General features: G+C 68.2%; 21 protein-coding genes. 10 read left to right on the top strand and 11 right to left on the bottom strand.

The features are described 5' to 3' along the window. Window positions 1-8 precede the first annotated feature (8 nt). Together AAYO93_RS19795 and AAYO93_RS19790 are read right to left on the bottom strand one after the other, a co-directional pair. Window positions 9-1220 (bottom strand): amidohydrolase, encoded by a 1212-nt coding sequence (locus AAYO93_RS19795; protein ID WP_345762912.1) that lies wholly within the window; start codon window positions 1218-1220, stop codon window positions 9-11. A gap of 109 nt (window positions 1221-1329) precedes the next feature. Then, window positions 1330-2397, bottom strand: a complete 1068-nt coding sequence (locus AAYO93_RS19790; RefSeq protein WP_345762911.1) for a LacI family DNA-binding transcriptional regulator — start codon at window positions 2395-2397, stop codon at window positions 1330-1332. Window positions 2398-2527: 130 nt separating this feature from the next. On the opposite strand from AAYO93_RS19790, the gene AAYO93_RS19785 reads away from it, so the two are divergent. The 6 genes from AAYO93_RS19785 to AAYO93_RS19760 all read left to right on the top strand — a co-directional run bounded on the left by AAYO93_RS19785 (window position 2528) and on the right by AAYO93_RS19760 (window position 7487). Continuing rightward, window positions 2528-3784 carry an MFS transporter gene (locus tag AAYO93_RS19785; RefSeq protein ID WP_345762910.1) on the top strand — a complete coding sequence of 419 codons (1257 nt, stop codon included), beginning with the start codon at window positions 2528-2530 and terminating at the stop codon, window positions 3782-3784. A gap of 56 nt (window positions 3785-3840) precedes the next feature. Beyond that, window positions 3841-4536, top strand: coding sequence for an endonuclease NucS (gene nucS, locus AAYO93_RS19780; protein WP_345762909.1), 696 nt, complete (start codon window positions 3841-3843; stop codon window positions 4534-4536). After that, on the top strand, window positions 4536-4955 hold the full coding sequence (locus AAYO93_RS19775) for an SseB family protein (protein ID WP_345762908.1): 420 nt from the start codon (window positions 4536-4538) through the stop codon (window positions 4953-4955). Before nucS ends, AAYO93_RS19775 begins: the two co-directional genes overlap by 1 nt. Before the next feature lie 37 nt (window positions 4956-4992). Then, complete coding sequence (locus AAYO93_RS19770; RefSeq protein WP_345762907.1) at window positions 4993-5670, top strand: HAD family hydrolase; 678 nt, start codon at window positions 4993-4995, stop codon at window positions 5668-5670. Window positions 5671-5817: 147 nt separating this feature from the next. After that, the gene (locus tag AAYO93_RS19765; RefSeq protein ID WP_345762906.1) at window positions 5818-6795 is read left to right on the top strand and encodes a phosphotransferase enzyme family protein; all 978 of its coding nucleotides are present in this window, start codon (window positions 5818-5820) and stop codon (window positions 6793-6795) included. Between the two features lie 308 nt (window positions 6796-7103). After that, window positions 7104-7487, top strand: a complete 384-nt coding sequence (locus tag AAYO93_RS19760) for a hypothetical protein (RefSeq protein ID WP_345762905.1) — start codon at window positions 7104-7106, stop codon at window positions 7485-7487. 131 nt (window positions 7488-7618) lie between these two features. Here the strand turns inward: AAYO93_RS19760 and AAYO93_RS19755 are convergent, their stop codons facing one another. From AAYO93_RS19755 to AAYO93_RS19730, 6 genes are all read right to left on the bottom strand, one after another. Next, a complete protein-coding gene (locus tag AAYO93_RS19755; protein ID WP_345762904.1) occupies window positions 7619-7894 on the bottom strand; it encodes a ParB family protein in 276 nt (91 codons plus the stop codon). Window positions 7895-8062: 168 nt separating this feature from the next. Further along, window positions 8063-9124 (bottom strand): NAD(P)/FAD-dependent oxidoreductase, encoded by a 1062-nt coding sequence (locus AAYO93_RS19750; RefSeq protein WP_345762903.1) that lies wholly within the window; start codon window positions 9122-9124, stop codon window positions 8063-8065. Further along, window positions 9121-9666, bottom strand: a complete 546-nt coding sequence (locus tag AAYO93_RS19745; RefSeq protein WP_345762902.1) for an isoprenylcysteine carboxyl methyltransferase family protein — start codon at window positions 9664-9666, stop codon at window positions 9121-9123. The genes AAYO93_RS19750 and AAYO93_RS19745 overlap by 4 nt, the downstream gene beginning before the upstream one ends. 47 nt (window positions 9667-9713) lie before the next feature. Continuing rightward, window positions 9714-10784: a type III polyketide synthase gene (locus tag AAYO93_RS19740; RefSeq protein ID WP_345762901.1), complete on the bottom strand. Its 1071-nt coding sequence runs from the start codon at window positions 10782-10784 to the stop codon at window positions 9714-9716. A 114-nt stretch (window positions 10785-10898) separates the two neighbouring features. After that, entirely contained in the window at window positions 10899-11720 is an 822-nt protein-coding gene (locus AAYO93_RS19735) for an ABC transporter ATP-binding protein (RefSeq protein ID WP_345762900.1), read from the bottom strand. Between the two features lie 2 nt (window positions 11721-11722). Continuing rightward, a complete protein-coding gene (locus AAYO93_RS19730) occupies window positions 11723-12160 on the bottom strand; it encodes a DUF3060 domain-containing protein (RefSeq protein ID WP_345762899.1) in 438 nt (145 codons plus the stop codon). Between the two features lie 151 nt (window positions 12161-12311). Between AAYO93_RS19730 and AAYO93_RS19725 the strand changes: the two genes are divergently transcribed. Next, a complete protein-coding gene (locus AAYO93_RS19725) occupies window positions 12312-12947 on the top strand; it encodes an RBBP9/YdeN family alpha/beta hydrolase (RefSeq protein WP_345762898.1) in 636 nt (211 codons plus the stop codon). Between the two features lie 122 nt (window positions 12948-13069). On the opposite strand, the gene AAYO93_RS19720 is transcribed toward AAYO93_RS19725, so the two are convergent. Further along, window positions 13070-13402: a YciI family protein gene (locus tag AAYO93_RS19720; protein ID WP_345762897.1), complete on the bottom strand. Its 333-nt coding sequence runs from the start codon at window positions 13400-13402 to the stop codon at window positions 13070-13072. A gap of 136 nt (window positions 13403-13538) precedes the next feature. Here AAYO93_RS19720 and AAYO93_RS19715 point away from each other — a divergent pair, with 136 nt between their 5' ends. From AAYO93_RS19715 to AAYO93_RS19705, 3 genes are all read left to right on the top strand, one after another. Continuing rightward, the gene (locus AAYO93_RS19715; protein ID WP_345762896.1) at window positions 13539-13913 is read left to right on the top strand and encodes a nuclear transport factor 2 family protein; all 375 of its coding nucleotides are present in this window, start codon (window positions 13539-13541) and stop codon (window positions 13911-13913) included. A gap of 143 nt (window positions 13914-14056) precedes the next feature. Next, complete coding sequence (locus tag AAYO93_RS19710) at window positions 14057-14890, top strand: class II glutamine amidotransferase (protein ID WP_345762895.1); 834 nt, start codon at window positions 14057-14059, stop codon at window positions 14888-14890. Window positions 14891-14943: 53 nt separating this feature from the next. Continuing rightward, complete coding sequence (locus AAYO93_RS19705) at window positions 14944-16137, top strand: glutamate--cysteine ligase (RefSeq protein ID WP_345762894.1); 1194 nt, start codon at window positions 14944-14946, stop codon at window positions 16135-16137. 4 nt (window positions 16138-16141) lie between these two features. Here the strand turns inward: AAYO93_RS19705 and crcB (AAYO93_RS19700) are convergent, their stop codons facing one another. Continuing rightward, a complete protein-coding gene (gene crcB / locus AAYO93_RS19700; protein ID WP_345762893.1) occupies window positions 16142-16519 on the bottom strand; it encodes a fluoride efflux transporter CrcB in 378 nt (125 codons plus the stop codon). Then, the gene (gene crcB, locus AAYO93_RS19695; protein WP_345762892.1) at window positions 16516-16959 is read right to left on the bottom strand and encodes a fluoride efflux transporter CrcB; all 444 of its coding nucleotides are present in this window, start codon (window positions 16957-16959) and stop codon (window positions 16516-16518) included. Before crcB (AAYO93_RS19695) ends, crcB (AAYO93_RS19700) begins: the two co-directional genes overlap by 4 nt. Between the last annotated feature and the right edge of the window lie 3 nt (window positions 16960-16962).

The following is a 16962-nucleotide window of genomic DNA, read 5'->3' as shown; positions in this document are numbered from 1 at the left end:
CGCCGGCCTCAGCCGAGCCACTCCCGGGCCGCGACGACGAGTGCCTGCACGCCGACGTCGATCGTCGGCTGCGGCAGTGGCGCGAAGAACGGCGAGTGGTTCGACGGGATGTCCGTGTCCAGCGTGCCCGCCGCTTCCGCTGCCGCGTAGACGTCCGGGTCCGCGCCGCCCAGGAACCAGTACACGAGCGGGACACCCGCGGCCGTCGCGAGGTTGCCGACGTCTTCGCTGCCGGCGATGAGGCCCGGATCGAACACGCGGTCGTCACCGAACGCGGCACGGAACGCGTTGTTCGTGCGCTCCGTGGCATCCGGATCGTTGACCGTGACCGGGTACCGCTCCGTGACCGCGAACTCGGGTTCGCGCGTTGCGCCCGAGGCCTGGGCCTCGGCTCGCACGATCCGCTCGACCGCGCCGACGACGCGTTCGCGCACTGTCTCGTCGAAGCTGCGGATGCTGATGCCGATACCCGCCTCTGCGGGGATGATGTTGCTCTTGGTGCCCGCGTTGAGGAATCCGACGGTCACGACAGCGGGGTCGAACGCGGCGACTTCGCGCGAGACGACACCCTGCAGGCGCATGACGGTCGCTGCCGCCATCAGGACCGGGTCGATCGTCGTCTCCGGACGGGAGCCGTGGCCGCCACGTCCGAACATCGTCACGTCGAGGGCGTCGACGGCCGCCATGGCCGGTCCGGCGTGCGCCCCGACGATCCCCGCCGGATACGGGGCCACATGCTGACCCAGCACCACATCCGGCGTCGGAACCTTCTCGTACAGGCCGTCGTCGACCATCACCTGGGCGCCGCCGCCGTGCTCCTCGGCCGGCTGGAACAAGGCCACGACCGTGCCGCTCCACTCGCCCCGGGTCTCGAGCAGGCGCTCCACCGCGCCGATCAGGCAGGTGATGTGGATGTCGTGCCCGCAGGCGTGCATCAGCCCGACCTCGTGTCCGTACTCATCTACCACGGTCTGGGTGCTCGCGTACGGCAGGCCGGTCTCCTCGGCGACCGGTAGGCCGTCCATGTCTGCGCGGAGCAGCACGGTCGGGCCGTCGCCGTTGGCCAGGACGCCGACGACGCCGGTGCGGCCGATTCCTGTGGTCACAGCGAGTCCGAGAGCGGTGAGCCGGTCGGCGACGATGCCTGCGGTGCGGTGCTCTGCGAACGAGAGTTCGGGGTGGGCGTGGAGGTCGTAGTACAACTCTTCGAGGGCGGTCATGGATTCACACTATGTGACCGGGGAGGGCCGGTGCATGCCGGCAACGCGCATCCACCGGCTGTTCATGGAACAGGACTTCGCGTGACGGATGCGGCCGGGCCGCACACGCTCAGTGCGACGGCGGGGCCGTCGTGTTCCCGGTGTGGAACTCGCTCGTGAAACTGATGGGCTCCGGCATCTCGCCGTCGAGCATCTCGACGATCGCCGCGCCGGCAGCGCGGCCCTTCTCGACTGCGGGCTGCACGAGCGTCGTCAGGTCGTACGGCCAGAGCCCGTCGACCCGCACCCCGTCGAAGCCGACCACGCTGAGGTCGGCCGGCACGGCGATCCCGAGCTCCTCGGCCGCGCGGATCACCCCCGCTGCGAGCAGATCACTCTGGGCGATGATCGCAGTCGGCCGATTCTCGGGATCGGCGAGGAGGGCGTGCGCTGCGAGGGTTCCCTCTTCGACGAAACTGCCGCGGGCCGTGAAGGCGGCGGCGTCCGGGAAGACATCGCGGGCGCCGGCGAGGCGCTCCATCGTCGTGTTCGAGCTGCCGAGGGCCTCACGGTCGGAGGTCAACGATCCGCGGATGCGGTCCCTGTCGAGCGGGAGGGTCACCAACGCGACGTCCCGGTGACCGAGATCCCACAGGTGCTGCGCGGCAAGGCGGGTCGCCTCGCGATTGTCCTGGCCGATCGTCATCACATCGCCTGACGGGTCGCCCTCGATGGCGACGAGGGGGATGCCGCGCTGGCGGAGGGCTGCGACCGACTCGTCGAGGCGAGGGCTGCATCCGATCAGCACCACGGCATCCATCGACGCATCCTGGATGCGCCCGGCGGCCTCGCCGGTGTCGGTGAGGATGAGGAGGCCCGCATCGATGGCGGCGAGTTCCTGCGAGATGCCGTCGAGGAGGGCGATCTTGATCGGATCGCGGAACGCGTCGCGCACGTGCTCTTCGATGACGACGCCGACGATTCCGGAGCGGCCGCGTCGCAGAGAGCGGGCGCGCGGGTCCGGCCCCGCATAGTTGAGCTCGCGGGCCGCCGCGAGGACGCGTTCGCGCGTCGCGTCTGACACCGGCCCGGTTCCGCTGAACGCAAGGGATGCGGTCGAATTGGAGACGCCCGCGAGCAGCGCCACCGCCGCTAGAGTGGGACGCACGCCGGGGGGTGCTTTCGGCTCGTCGCTCACGGATATTTCCTTCCACGCCGGTTGAAGTCGGTCGCTTTCTCCGATAGCTTAGTCGAATCGATTCGATCGAATCGATTCGAGGGTGTCCCCAGCAGGGACATCCGGCCACATACGAACCATCAGGAACATCATGTCGCAGACGACACCCACCGCAACTACGCGCAGCCGACGCGAACTCTCGGCCTGGCGCAACGCGGTGTTCGTCATCTTCATCCTCAGCGGCCTCAGCCTTGCGACCTGGGTGGCGCGCATCCCCGGCGTCCGTGACGGCCTCGGACTGGACACAGCCCAGGTCGGACTGCTGATCCTCGGGATGTCCATCGGCGCGATCCTCGGGCTCGTCGCATCCGCTCCCCTGCTCGCGAAAGTCGGACCGCACCGCGGGATGGTCATCTCCCTCGTCATCGTCGCGTCCGGCATGGTCCTGATCGGTGGCGGTGTGTCGTTCTTCCACTTCGTCCCGCTCGTCGGCCTCGGGCTTGCGATGCTCGGCTTCGGCAACGGGATGGTCGACGTGATGATGAACGTCGAAGGCGCGGCCGTCGAACGCGAGATCGGCAAGACGCTGATGCCGCTCATGCACGCCTGCTTCAGCCTCGGCACCGTCATCGGTGCGGGGCTGGGAGCCGCGGCGGCCGCACTGCGCATCGACGTGTCCTGGCATTTGATGGCGATCGCCGTGCTCGTCGTGGCAACCGCGGTACTCGCCGTGCGATTCATCCCCAACGAAGTCGAGCTCGGCGATCCGGAAGCCGGCGAACCCGAGAAGCGGCCGTGGGGCGAGCGCCTGCGCGAGAACCTGTCCGTGTGGGCCGACTGGCGCCTCATCCTGATCGGCGTCGTCATGCTCGGCATGGCCTTCGCGGAAGGCTCGGCCAACGACTGGCTCGCACTCGGGGTGGTCGACGGACACCACCAGACCAACGCGACAGGTGCGCTCTTCTTCGGATGCTTCGTCGCAGCGATGACCATCGGCCGGGTCCTCGGCGGCCCGCTCGTCGACCGGATCGGGCGGACCAACTCCATCCGTGTCACTGCCGGTCTCGGCGTCGTGGGGCTGCTGCTGTTCATCCTCGGCGGCCCGCTCTGGATGGTCGTGATCGGCACGGTCCTGTGGGGCTTCGGGGTGTCGCTCGGCTTCCCGCTCGGGATGTCCGCTGCCGCAGACGGGACCGACAAGCCGGCCGCTCGGGTCAGCGCCGTCGCGATGATCGGGTACTGCGCGTTTCTCGTCGGCCCCCCGCTGATCGGGTTCCTGGGCCAGGCGTTCGGGATCCTGAACGCGCTGTTCGTGCTGCTCGTGCTCATGGTGGCGTCGGCGCTGGCCGCGCCTGCGGTGCGCGAGGCGTCGCGCGCGCGTGGGCCGCGCGTGCGGGTGGACGCGTAGGGCGCGTTCCGGTAACTGCGGCGACGTGCGTCGGCGTCGTGGGTTAACCTCTATGGGTGCGTCTTGTCATTGCCCAGTGCTCCGTCGACTACGCCGGGCGCTTGAGCGCGCACCTTCCGCTCGCGACCCGGCTCCTCATGCTCAAGTCCGACGGGAGCCTGCTCGTCCACTCCGACGGCGGCTCATACAAGCCGCTGAACTGGATGAGCCCGCCGTGCACCCTCACGGTGATCGAGCCCGACGAGATCCAGTCCGAAGCGGGAGTCACCGAAGTGTGGCGGGTCAGCCAGGCGAAGACCGCCGACATGCTGGTCGTATCCATCCACGAGGTGCTGCACGATTCCGCGCACGAGCTCGGTATCGACCCCGGCCTCCAGAAGGACGGCGTGGAAGCCCACCTGCAGAAGCTGCTGGCCGAGCAGATCGGACTCCTCGGCGACGGGCACACGCTGGTGCGCCGCGAATACATGACGGCCATCGGCCCGGTCGACATCCTGGCGAGGGATGCGAACGGCGCGTCCGTCGCTATCGAGCTGAAACGCCGCGGCGACATCGACGGCGTCGAGCAGCTCACCCGCTACCTCGAACTCATGAACCGGGACCCGCACCTCGCACCGGTGACCGGTGTGTTCGCGGCGCAGGAGATCAAACCGCAGGCGCGCACCCTCGCCGAGGACCGCGGCATCCGCTGCCTCGTCCTCGACTACGACGCGATGCGCGGCCTCGACGACAGCGAGAGCAGGCTGTTCTGATGAACGCCGCCGGCCGCTTCCCCCAGAGTTACGAGAACGTTGCGGTGCGCAAGGCTTTGGATGCGATCAACGCGGAGCCGACGCTCGAAGCACTGGATGCTCTGCTCGAGGCCGCGCTCGCGGGCGGGCTGGTCGTCGACGTGACGGGGTCGACAGAGGCGACCGGGACGCGCCTCCGCACCATCGCATCCACTGCCGGCGAACCGGTACTCCCCCTGTTCACGTCGATGAAAGCGTTGCGCGACGCGGTTGGTGCAACCGTGAAGAAGGGCGTGAAGGTGCAGGCGATCATCATCCCCTCGCGGGAGGCGCTCGCACTCATCGAAACTGCGGATTTCGTTGCAGTCCAGTTCAATCCGGGCACGAATACGATGGTGGTCGCACGCTCACACATCGAATCTGCTCTCAGCGGACGTTGAGCGAACCCCGAAGTTCAGAACCTACTATTGGACGGTTATGACAAACCCGACCCTTACCGTCACCCGTACCTGGACCTGCGTCCTGTTCGATCTCGACGGCACCATCACAGACTCCGCGCCCGGCATCACCAAGTCGATCGCCGCAACGCTGCAGACCCTCGGCCTGCCCATCCCCTCGCCCGCCGAGCTCGTCGAATACGTGGGCCCGCCGCTGCTCGACTCCTTCCGCGACTTCGCGCACATGACCGAGCCCGAAGCCCGCGATGCCCTTGCCATCTACCGCACCAGTTACCACGCGGACGGCGCCTTCGACTCGGCCGTCTTCCCTGGCGTGCGCGGCGTTCTGAAGCGGCTGAAAGATGCGGGCATCCCGCTCGCCGTCGCCACCAGCAAGCCTGAGCTCCAGGCGCGACGTATCCTCGACCACTTCGGGCTCACCGAATACTTCGACGTGATCTGCGGTGCATCCGAAGACGAGTCGCGCAGTGCGAAGGGGGATGTCGTGGCCGAGGCGCTGCGCCGCCTCACCGAGCAGGGCGTCGACCTCTCGCAGACCGTCATGGTCGGCGACCGGTCCCACGACGTCGAAGGTGCCAGCGAGCACGGACTGCCGACGATCCTCGTCGAGTGGGGCTACGGCTCGCCCGCGGAGGCCGCCGGCGCGATCGCTGTCGTTCACTCGACGGACCAGCTGAGCGCTCTGCTGCTCGGCTGAGCCGGGCCGCACGGGCCTCGCCGCACTAATTCGGCGCCGCCGCACTACTTCAGTCTCGCCGCACTACGTTGTACTAGTGCGCCGGGATCGAGCTAGTGCGGTGGCGGCGACGAGCCACCGCGCACCGGGCTGGGGTACTCTCAGCACGTGTTCGGATCGATCTCCGCGGCTGAAATCGACACTGGCGCGCTGGTCGCGCACCTCGCAGCGCACTACGGCGTCGACGCCGTCGACCTGCATCGACTCGATTCCGGTGTGATGCGCGTCGAGCGCAACGACGGGCCCGACTGGGTTGCACGAGTCTTCCCACCCGACCAGTCGATCGAGGCGGTCGCTGGCGATGCGGCGACGCTGGCCTGGCTGGCAGAGCACGACTATCCGGCCGAGCGGGCCGCCACCGACGATCCTGTCTCGATGCTGGGCTCCTCGCCTGTGCTCGTGACCGAGTTCGTGCATCCGGTCCCGCGCGAGCTGCGCCGCCCCACCGTCAAGGAGGCCGGCGGCCTCCGTGAACTGGGCAGCATGCTCGGCAGGCTGCACGCCCTCCCTCTCGACGCGGGTGCGCCCGCGCAGTCCGGCGGCGCCTGGCATCACGCCGCACGGGGACTCCCCACCGCAGAACTGGATGCCGCCCGCGAGTGGGTCAGCGCGGCGCTGGCGTCGCCCTCCGCCGCTGACCGCGCATCCCTCGCCGTCGTGCTCGGGGAACTCGACCAGGCCGACGGCGGCGACGGGCTCCCACTGGCGTTCACGCATCCGGATTTCGTGCTCGCGAACGTCGTCGCGACCGCAGCGCCGGGAATGGTCGTGGTCGACTGGGCCGGCGCCGGGCGAGGCCCGAGACTCTGGTCGCTCGCATTCCTCCTCTGGGTGGAGGGCGGCAAAGACCTGCGCCGCATCGACCTGCTCGCAGCCGGCTATCGGCAACGTCTTGAGCTGGAGCCGGATGAGGTCGACCGGATCGCGGGGATGGTGCGCGCCAGGCACCTGGTCTTCGTCGCGTGGAATCTCGCCGCGGGCCGCATCGGCCCGGTCGAAGCGGCCGAGCTCGTCCGGGAGAGCCGCGAACGGGGCGAGGCCATCGCTGAACGGTCGCGCTGGGCGTTCACCGCCGCTCGACCCTAACCGCCGCCAGCCGCAGTTCCGGCCGCGCTCGACCGGAACTGTCACGTTCGGGGCATCGCAAATGTCGGGGGCGGGTGTAACCATTAGTGGGGTAGAGCGTCACCTCGCACAGCACCATCCGCCGGCCTGAGACAGGTACCCCGAAGCCGACCGAACGGGCCCACTCGGTTCGCCGACAGAGACAGCCGAGAGTAAACTTTTGTGTTTGCAACACCCGTATTTCACATGCGAAACCAGTAGAAGTCATCAATCACCAGTAGGAATCACAAATGCACCTTTCACGCAAGAAATTGTTCGTCCCTGCCGTCATGGCAATCACGATCGCAGTGGGAGGTGGGCTCGCCGGTTGTTCGACCGGGACCTCCTCCGGCGGTTCGACCAGCTCGAGCACCAGCGCGAGCTCCAGCACAGCAGCCCTCCCGTCGAGCTTCCCGAAGAGCGACGTCCCCGTCGTCGACGGCAAGATCCTCGTCGCGCAGGGCGACGCCGACACCGGATGGAGCGTCACCGTCATCCCCACGTCGAAGACGGGATTCGCCGACGCGAAGGCCGCCCTCGAGAAGGCCGGCTTCAAGGCCGAGCCGAACGCGAAGGCGACCGACACCAGCACGACGATCTTCGACGGTCCGAAGTACACCGTGATCCTCAGCACCCCTGGTACTGCGGTCACGTACGCCGTCAGCCCCGTATGAGCTGACCCAGCCGATTGAGCTGACTCAGTCGATTGAGCTAACCCAGTCGATTGAGCTAAAAACGGGGGCCGGCCGGGTCGTACCGCTTCCTCGGAAGTGTGGACGACCTGGCCGGTTCGTTAACGAGAAGATCAGTAGCCGATAGGGCGGCCCGGCGAGAGCGGTTCTTCACCGCCGGTGAACTCTTCGCCGTAATTGTGGTCCCGCTCCCTGCGCTCGACTTCTGCGAGCAGCGCCTTGCTGAGCATGTCGGACCAGCTCGCATCCTGCTCGGCGAACGAGGTGAGGCGGTAGGCGGCGCGCGCCCGATTGCGCAACAACTCGGAGAGGTAGAACGTGATGGTGGTACGCCGACGTCCCTCACCCGCCCATTCGGCGGAATTCTCGTCGATCTCTACCTGACTCATCGGTGCTCGTCCTTCTGGCGCGCATTCAAATAACAGCCGTCCTATCGCGTCCTTATACAAGGAATACCGGTTGATCCTGTGAAGGGTACGAAAATCGCCGGTTAATATTTCTTATAAAAGCATTCAAAGTATTGTGAGTCTCAAATACCGGATGCCGGAAGTCCGGTATCAGCGCGCCAGACGGTCGACGATGCGCCCGAAGAGCGCCGGGCTGGCCACAGCGGCAGGCACGATCCGCCCGCGCAACGGCGAACGCGCCGCAGCGACGAGGGCGCTGGTGAGAATCCGGAAGTCCCGCGTGTCCCTCGACCAGGCCCGTTCGTAGCGCGAAGGGTCCTCATCCGCGATGCTCCGCACCGCCGACCTGGCCTGCGCGAACCCGACCCGCAGGCCCTCGCCGGTGAGCGCGTCGACGTAACCCGATGCATCCCCTGCCAGCAGCACACGCCCGGCGACCCGGCGAGTGGTGCGCTGCCGCAACGGGCCGGCGCCGCGCGTAGAACTCAGCGCGGCGGCGCCGTCGAGGTGCTCGACGAGTTCCGGGATGCGGGCGAGCACGTCGTCGAAATCGACATGCGGCGGACCCAGGAGCGCGACACCGACGGTCCCCGCATCCACCGGGGTGACGTAGGCTTCGACCTCCGGAGTCCAGTGCACCTCGACGAGCTCGCTCCACGGGGCGACCTCGAAATGCCGGCGGATGCCGAACCTGCGTTTCGCTGCAGCCACCGGCGGTCGTTCGCAGCCGACCAGGCGCCGCACGGTCGAATGGAGTCCGTCGGCGGCGATCATCCAGTTCGCGCGCGCCGCGCCGCCATCCCATTCGACGCGCACACGCGCCTGCTCCTGCGTCACACCGGTGACGCGTCCGCGCAGGACAGGGATGCCCAGCTCGGCCACCCGCTCCGCCATCGCTGCGTGCAACACGGTTCGCCGCACACCACGGCCGACCTCGCCGTCGAACCGGTGCTCCACACGTTGGGTCGCACTGACGTATGCGATCCCGTGGAAATCGCGCCCCACCGGGTCGACGCCCAGCCGGCGCAGCGCCGCGAGCGCGCCGGGCATGAGTCCCTCGCCGCAGGCCTTGTCGATCGGCCCGTCACGCTGTTCGACGACGAGCACGCTGAACCCCGCAGCCTGCGCCTCGATCGCGGCGGCGAGTCCGACCGGCCCGCCTCCGACGACGATCACCTCGGCGTCGAGGCCGCTGCCGGGCGTATCGCTCACCGGACCGCCGTCGACCGACCGGCACTCGCCGGCGGCAGCGAGGCGAGCGCCGTGTTCTCGCACGGCAGCCGGAATCGCAACAGCAGCACAGCGTTCAGCACGGTGAAGGTGAGCGCGGTGATCCACCCCGTGTACACCAGCGGAAGCGCGATCCCCTCGACGACGACCGCCACATAGTTGGGATGCTTGAACCAGCGGTAGGGCCCGCTGTCGACGAGCGGCAGCCCTGGGACGACGATCACCCGGGTGTTCCAGCGCGGGCCGAGCACCGCGATGCACCACCAGCGCAGTCCCTGGCTGGCGAAGACGAGCACGAGCATGGGCCAGCCGAGCCACGGGATGAACGGACGCCCGCCGATCCACACCTCGGCGAGGCAGGCGAGCAGCAGTCCGACATGCAGTGCGACCATCGGCCCGAAGTGGCGCCGGCCGTGCTCGACGCCGCCGCGGGCGAACGACCATTTCGCGTTACGGGTCGAGACGATCAGTTCGGCGATGCGCTCGAGCCCGGTCGCGAGAATCAGGACCGTGTACCAGATCATGAGCCAGTCCCGATCATGAGTCAGTCCCGATCATGAGTCCCTCGCGATCACGCGTCCACCCAGCGCAGGAGCACCAGCTCGGCGGTTACCCCCGGACCGAGTGCGAACAGGAGGCCGTTGGTTCCGTGCGCAGGATGCGCATCCATCCGCTCCGCGAGCACGTGAAGGACTGCCGCCGACGAGAGGTTGCCGACGCGCGCCAGCGACCGCCAGCTGGCATCGAGGGCGCCCTCCGGAAGGTCGAGGGCCCGCGAGAACGCTTCGAGCACCTTCGGACCGCCCGGATGCGCGGCCCAGACGCCGACATCCGCGATCGTCAGCCCGTGGCGCTCCAGGAGTCCCGCAGCATCAACCGCGAAATTCCGGTCGATCACTTCGGGGACGCCCGCGCTGAGCACGATGCGGAACCCGGTGCCGCCGATGTCCCAGCCGATGACATCCTCGGTGTCCGGGTAGATGCGACTCTGCGTATCCACGACCTCCGGGCCGCCGATGCCGAGCTGCTTGGCGCGATTGTCCCCCACCATCACGACGGCCGCGGCGCCGTCGCCGAAGAGCCCGCTCGCGACGATGTTCGCCATCGAATCGTCGCTCGCCTGCACGGTCAGGGAGCACAGCTCGACCGACAGCAGCACTGCGACCTCGTTCGGATGCCCGACGAGGTAGTCGTGTACGCGCGCGATCCCTGCGGCGCCGGCCACGCATCCGAGCCCGAACGATGGCAGACGCTTGACGTCGGGCCGTAGCCCCAGGCGCGACACGAGCTGAGCGTCGATCGACGGAGCGGCGATGCCGGTCACAGAGGTGAACAGCAGGAAGTCGATATCTGATGCCGCGATTCCCGCGATGGCCAGCGCATCCGTCAGCGCACGCTCGGCAAGCGTGGTCCCTTCGGCGATGAAGAAGTCATTCGACTCACGGAAAGACGCGAGCGTGCTGTATTGCTCGAGCGGCATGACCAGGTTGCGGGTCTCGACACCGCTGGCGGCGTGGATGCGCTTCATGACGGCCTGCCGACCCGGATCGGTGGTGATCATCGCGAGCAAGGCCGCAGTGATTTCAGCCTGTGTGTATGTACGGGCCGGGAGGGCGGGAGCGACCGCCACTATTCGGGTCACATCCGCAAGGTACCACGCGCGGCATCACCTGCACTCAGGAACGCTTGCGTCTTATGTCGCAGCGCACGTCTTCTGTCTCGGCGCACGCGTATGTACGGGTGCGCCCGGCTCGAATTAGTGCGGTCGGGGAGGATTCGTGGATGCGGATGCGCCTCGCCGAGTGCGAACCGACCAGCGGCCGTCGGTGCGCGTCAGCTCGAGCGGATAGTCGAGCGTCGCGCTGATCAGGCCGCTGGTGAGCACGTCGTCGGCCGCGCCCTGCGCGACGATCGCACCCTCGCGCAGCAGCAGCGCGTGGGTAGTGCTGGCCGGCAGCTCCTCGAGGTGGTGGGTTACGAGCACGCTGGCGAGATCCGGGTGCCGCGCGCGCAGGCCGTCGATGCGATCCAGCAGGTGCTCGCGGGCCGCGATGTCGAGTCCGGTGCTCGGTTCGTCGAGCAGCAGGAGGTGCGGGTCGGGCTGCAGAGCCCGCGCGATGAGCGTGCGGCCCCGCTCGCCCTGCGAGAGGTTCGGCCACGTCGCGTCGGCGAGGTCGGACATCCCGAGCAGTTCGATGAGTTCGTCGGCGCGGATCCGTTGTGCGTGCGTCGGCTCCCAGCGCAGCATGAGCTCGGTGGTTCCGGTCGCGCCGGTGAGCACGACGTCGCGGACGGTGAGCGGCGAGCGCACCTGGTGACGTGGGTTCACGTGGCCGATCATCCCGCGCAGTTCACGCAGGTCGACGCGGCCGAGGCGCCGGCCGAGGACATCGACCGTTCCCCGCGTCGGATGCACGAGGGCGCCGAGCATGCTCAGGATGGTGCTCTTGCCTGCACCGTTCGCCCCGATCAGCGCCCAGTGCTCGCCCGCGTTGACGTCGAAGGTGATGTCGTCGAGGATCACGCGCCCGTTGCGCACGAAGTCGACGTGGCGGGCGCTGAGGATCGGCGCTGTCACCGCTACTGCGGTTTGCCGTTGACCGTGTTGTTGGTGCCGCGCACGCGCACGCTCGGGCCGCCGCTGAAGGAGACGTCGTTGCGCGAACCCTCGATGCGCACCGTGCTGCTCACCCCGCCCGCCTTCACGGTGTTGCTCGAGCCGTACACTTCGAGCCATTCCGCGTCGCCGGAGGTGACGGTGTTGTTCGACCCGGTCAGGATGAGGTCGCCGACGTTGCCGGAGACGGTCACGGTCAGGTTGTCGCCCTGGAGGATCAGCTCGCCCCCCGACGCCTGCACCTTCACGGTGACGTCGTTGCGGGAGACATGGAGCACCTGGCCGTCACGCACGAACCCCGTGACGGGGCCTTCGCTCGTGGTCGGCGAAACGACGGTCTGGTCTTTCGAGTCTGTCGACGAACACGCGGAGATCCCCGTGACGACGAAAAAAACGGCCACTGCCGCTGCTACGGCCCTCGACGATCTACGCATACCTGCAACCCCTCTGTGCGCACCTGCACCAACGCTAGCGTCAACACGGCGAAACACGAATTAGTGCGGGCAATGTGTGGACGCAATACTTGTGTTCTGCAGATGTGGAGGAGCGGTGATGGCGAGCGAGGACAGCGCGTTCCTGATCCTGCACGGCTGGGAGAATTTCCGTCCCGAGGGTCACTGGCAGTACGAACTCGCGCGCGACCTGCGGGCGCTGGGCCGTAGGGTCGAATACCCGCAACTGCCCGACGCGAGTCGTCCGACCGTCGCGGGGTGGGCATCCGCTGTCGGGCGCGCGCTCGGTGAGCTTGCAGCCGAGGGCCGTACCGTGGCGGTTGTGTGCCACAGTCTGTCAGCGCTTCTCTGGCTGGGCGCGAACCCGGACACGACGGCCGTCGACCGCGTCCTGCTCGTCGCGCCCCCATCCCCCGGGTTCGTCTCCGGCATCGACGCCATCGCCGCGTTCGGTGCGTTGCCGTTGCGCGCACTCGCAGCCGGGGCGCCGTCCACGTTGATCGTCGCATCCGATGACGACCCGTACTGCCCGGAAGGGGCTGAGGCCGCGTTCGGCGGGCCGCTCGGGATCCCGGTGATCGTGATCCCTGGCGGCGGGCACCTGGAGCTCACGGCCGGGTACGGGCACTGGCCCGCGCTCACAGCCTGGTGCCTCGATTCGGAAGGCGAGATCGTCGGGCGGGACGCGGCGGCCGAGCCGGTCGCCCACCGCACGCGTTCGGTCCGGCAGCACTAGCTCGCGGCGAGCGCACTCGTACAAGGACGTGCGCTCGCGCTTAAGTAGTGCGGCGAGCGGCTGCGCGGAGGAATGAGCGGGCGGGCCGCGCACACGCACCAGGCGCGGCCCGCCCGCTCAGCTCACTCGAACGGCCAGACCGCGCGCACCTCGATGCGGCCGAACCGCGCCATCGGGTGGCGCGACGCGATCTCGACGGCCTGCTCCATGCTCTCGCAGTCGAGGATGTCGTAGCCGGCGATCCATTCCTTGGTCTCGGTGTACGGGCCGTCCGTCACCTCGAGCCGCCCCCGGCGGATACGGACGATCTTCGCGTCCTCCGGCGGGCGAAGTCGGTCGCCGTGTCCCCGGATGCCGCTCTTGTCGAGATCCTCGACCCAGTCCTGGATGTTGTCGAGCTTCGGGTCGTACGGCTCAGCCTCGGGGTCGTTCGTGATAAACAGCATGTACTCCATGTCGTCCTCCTTGTCGTAGACGTTACGTGTGAACGTCGAACGGCCGCACGACCAAATCGACTAACGGCCCGAAGAACTTTCCACAGGTTTTCGCAGCGGATGTTCGCAGCCGGTCCAAAGGGCGTATAACGGTCGCATGGGCGACGCGATTACGACGTGGGTCGAGGGGTACCGGCGGGCATGGGAGTCGAACGATCCGGACGACATCCGGGCGCTCTTCACCGAGGACGCGTCGTACCGCACCGAGCCGTTCGCCGACCCGTGGGTGGGTCATCTCGAGATCGTCGAGGGCTGGCTGGACGCGCAGGACGAACCCGGTGCCGCCGATTTCGAGTGGCGTGCCCTCAGCCGAGACGGCTCACTCGTGTTCGTGGAGGGCGTCACGGAGTATCACGCCGGCCCGACGTACAGCAACCTGTGGGTCATCCGCCTGGCGCCGGACGGTCGGGCGAGCGAGTTCACGGAATGGTGGATGGACCAGACGGAGGCGGCCGACGCTGAGGAGGAGTAGGGCCCGCGCAATGGCGCTCCTTGTCATTCGAACCGGGTGATGCCCGGCCCGAAAACGGTCGGTTACGCTTCCTGCACAGTCGCTCGCCGAAAGCACGCGCGGTTCTGGTTCGTGTGGTGGGCGCGACATGAAGGGTGTTGAAGATGTGTCGTTGGCTGGCCTATTCCGGGGAGCCGTTGCGCCCCGCCGAAGTGATTCTGAACACGGAGCATTCCCTCGTTGCGCAATCGCTGAACTCGCCCCTGGGCAAAGAGACGGTGAACGGTGACGGGTTCGGTTTCGGCTGGTACCCGACCGGTGAGTCGACCTCGCAGCCGGCCCTGTTCCACAGCACCGAGCCCGCATGGAACGACGAGAACCTGCGTGAGCTGACGAGCACGATCGAGAGCCCGCTCTTCTTCAGCCACGTCCGCGCGGCGGCCGGGCCGCCCATCCAGCAGACGAACTGCCACCCGTTCCGCTACGAGAACTGGCTGTTCATGCACAACGGCTACCTGAAGGACTTCCACAAGACGAAGCGCGATCTCACCTTCGCCGTGGACCCCTCGCTGTACCCGCGCATCCTCGGGACCACCGACTCGGAGGCGCTCTTCCATCTCGCCCTCACCTTCGGGCTGCAGGACGACCCGGTGGATGCGATGGGCAAGGCGATCCGCATGGTGGAGAAGGTCGGCCACGAGCATGGGATCGACTTCCCGATGCAGGGGACCCTGGCGGTCACCGACGGCGCGACGATCTGGACGTTCCGGTATTCGTCGCAGGGTCGCAGCCGCTCGCTCTTCCACTCCGCCGACATCGGGACGCTGCAGGAGATGTACCCGGACATCGAGCGACTGAAGGCCTTCGGCAAGACGGCCCGGGTGGTGGTGTCCGAGCCCTTGAACGACCTGCCCGGCGCGTTCATCGAGGTGCCCGAGTCGAGCGCATCCGTCCTCAACACCACCGGCTACTCGACCGAGCCGTTCCTGCAGTCGTAGACCATGGCCCGCTCGCTGACCAGGACCGGCCGTGCCCGAGTCCCCTCGCGCCGATGAGGACTCTCGGCGTCGAGGAGGAGCTGCTCCTGGTCGACGAGCGCACGGGCATCCCGATGGCCGTGGCTCCCCGCGCGCTCGCCGCTGCCGGTGATTCCGGCGGTGCAGGCGATCCCCACCTCGGCCCGAGCGTCGAGGAGGAGTTCAAACAGGAGATGCTCGAGGCCCAGACGCGGCCGCACTCGTCGACCGCCGACCTGTTCGACGAGATCGTCGCGGGCCGCGCGCTGGCCGACCGGCTCGTCGCCCCGTACGGTGCGCGCGCAGTCGCCCTCGCGATGTCCCCGCTCGCGTTCGTCCCGCATCCGACCCGCGAGCCGCGCTACGGAACCATGATGGAGCGCTACGGAGCGACGGCGCGGAACGTTCTCGTGTGCGGATGCCACGTGCACGTCGGGATCGAGTCGCGCGAGGAGGGAGTCGCGATCCTGGACCGCATTCGCAACTGGCTGCCCGTCATCCTCGCGCTCAGTGCGAACTCGCCCTTCTCCAACGGGGACGACACCGGCTACGCGAGTTATCGTTTCGCCGCCTGGCACCAGTGGCAGAGCGCCGGCCCCACCGAGGTCTTCGGGTCGGCCGCCGCCTACGAGGAGTTCGAGCGGACACTCGTCGACACCGAGGTCATCCTCGACCACCGCATGATCTACCTCGACGCCCGGCTGCCCCATCAGCAGCCGACCGTGGAGGTGCGTATCGCCGACGTCTGCCTTGATCCGCGGGACACGATCGTGCTCGCCGCCATCATCCGGGCCCTGGTCGACACCGCTGTCGACGAGTGGCAGGCCGGGATCGCCCCCGTCTCCGTGCCGGCCGCCGCGCTGCGACTGGCCGAATGGCAGGCGGCTCTCACCGGGGCGACCGGCAGGCTGCCGCATCCGGTCCACGGACGCGGGGCGACAGGCGCGGATGCGGTGGATGCGCTGGTCACCCACGTCGAGCGGGCGCTCACGGCGAACGGCGACGACGAACCGGTGCGGGAGGGGCTCAGGCGAATGCTCGAGACCGGCGGTGGTGCTGGGATCCAGCGCCAATCGTTCGGCAGGCGCGGAAGCCTTCTGGATGTGGTGACGGATGCGATCGGCGTGACGCACGCGCAGCAGGCGGTTGTGTTGCGTCCGCCGGCGGACATCGGCGGCGACGTCGGCGACGCGGAAGGTGAGACCGCGAGCCGCGAAGCCACGGCGTAGCGGCTCAGAACAACGATCCCAGCCACAGCCCGAGGCCGGCCGCCAGCAGCGCGAGGATGAGCATCCCGAAGCCGTTGACGAGAGCCGCGCGGTATCGGCGCTGCTGCGCGAGTCTGACCGTCTCGTAGCTGGCGGTGCTGAAGGTGGTGTAGCCGCCGAGGAAACCGGTGCCGAGTATCACGCGCCACTCCGTGGGCAGCCCGTGCGCGAGAGCGAGGGCGGTGACGAGGCCCAGCAGGAACGAGCCGGTCACGTTGATGACCGTGGTTCCGAGCGGGAACGCGATCGCGATGCGGCTGCGCAGGAAGCCGTCGAAGACGAGCCGGGTCACGGCGCCGAGGCCACCGGCGACTGCTACGGCGAGCGCGAGGAGCGGGGTCACTCGTCTCCGCCGACCGCAGAGGAGCGCCCGGGACCCGTTGGTCCGTGGCGCCAGGCCGCGAGCGCGATGCCGGCGAGCGACGCCAGCGCACCGATCACGATGGTCGCGACCGCGTAGATGATGCTTCCCGTCAGGTTGTTCGACGTCAGCAGGCCGTCGGTGTCGACCGCGAACGCGCTGTAGGTGGTGAAGCCGCCGAGGATGCCCGTTCCGATGAACAGTCGCAGGTTGCGGCGGATGCCCTCATCCGGCCCGCGAAGCGCGAGGGCTTCGAGCAGCACGCCGAGCACGAAAGCGCCGACGACGTTGATCAGGAAGGTGCCGAGCGGCAGCCCGAGCCACGGTGGGATGGCCGACGAGATCAGGTAGCGGGCGGTCGTTCCGAGTGCGCCTCCGAGGAAGACCAGTCCGATGTACCGCCAGTGGAGGTGGATGGGCACGCC

The sequence above is a fragment of the Diaminobutyricibacter sp. McL0608 genome, assembly GCF_039613825.1.
Classification (GTDB): domain Bacteria; phylum Actinomycetota; class Actinomycetes; order Actinomycetales; family Microbacteriaceae; genus Diaminobutyricibacter.
The sequence above is the reverse complement of the archived record's forward strand: the minus strand, read 5'-3'. Positions and strand labels throughout refer to the sequence as shown.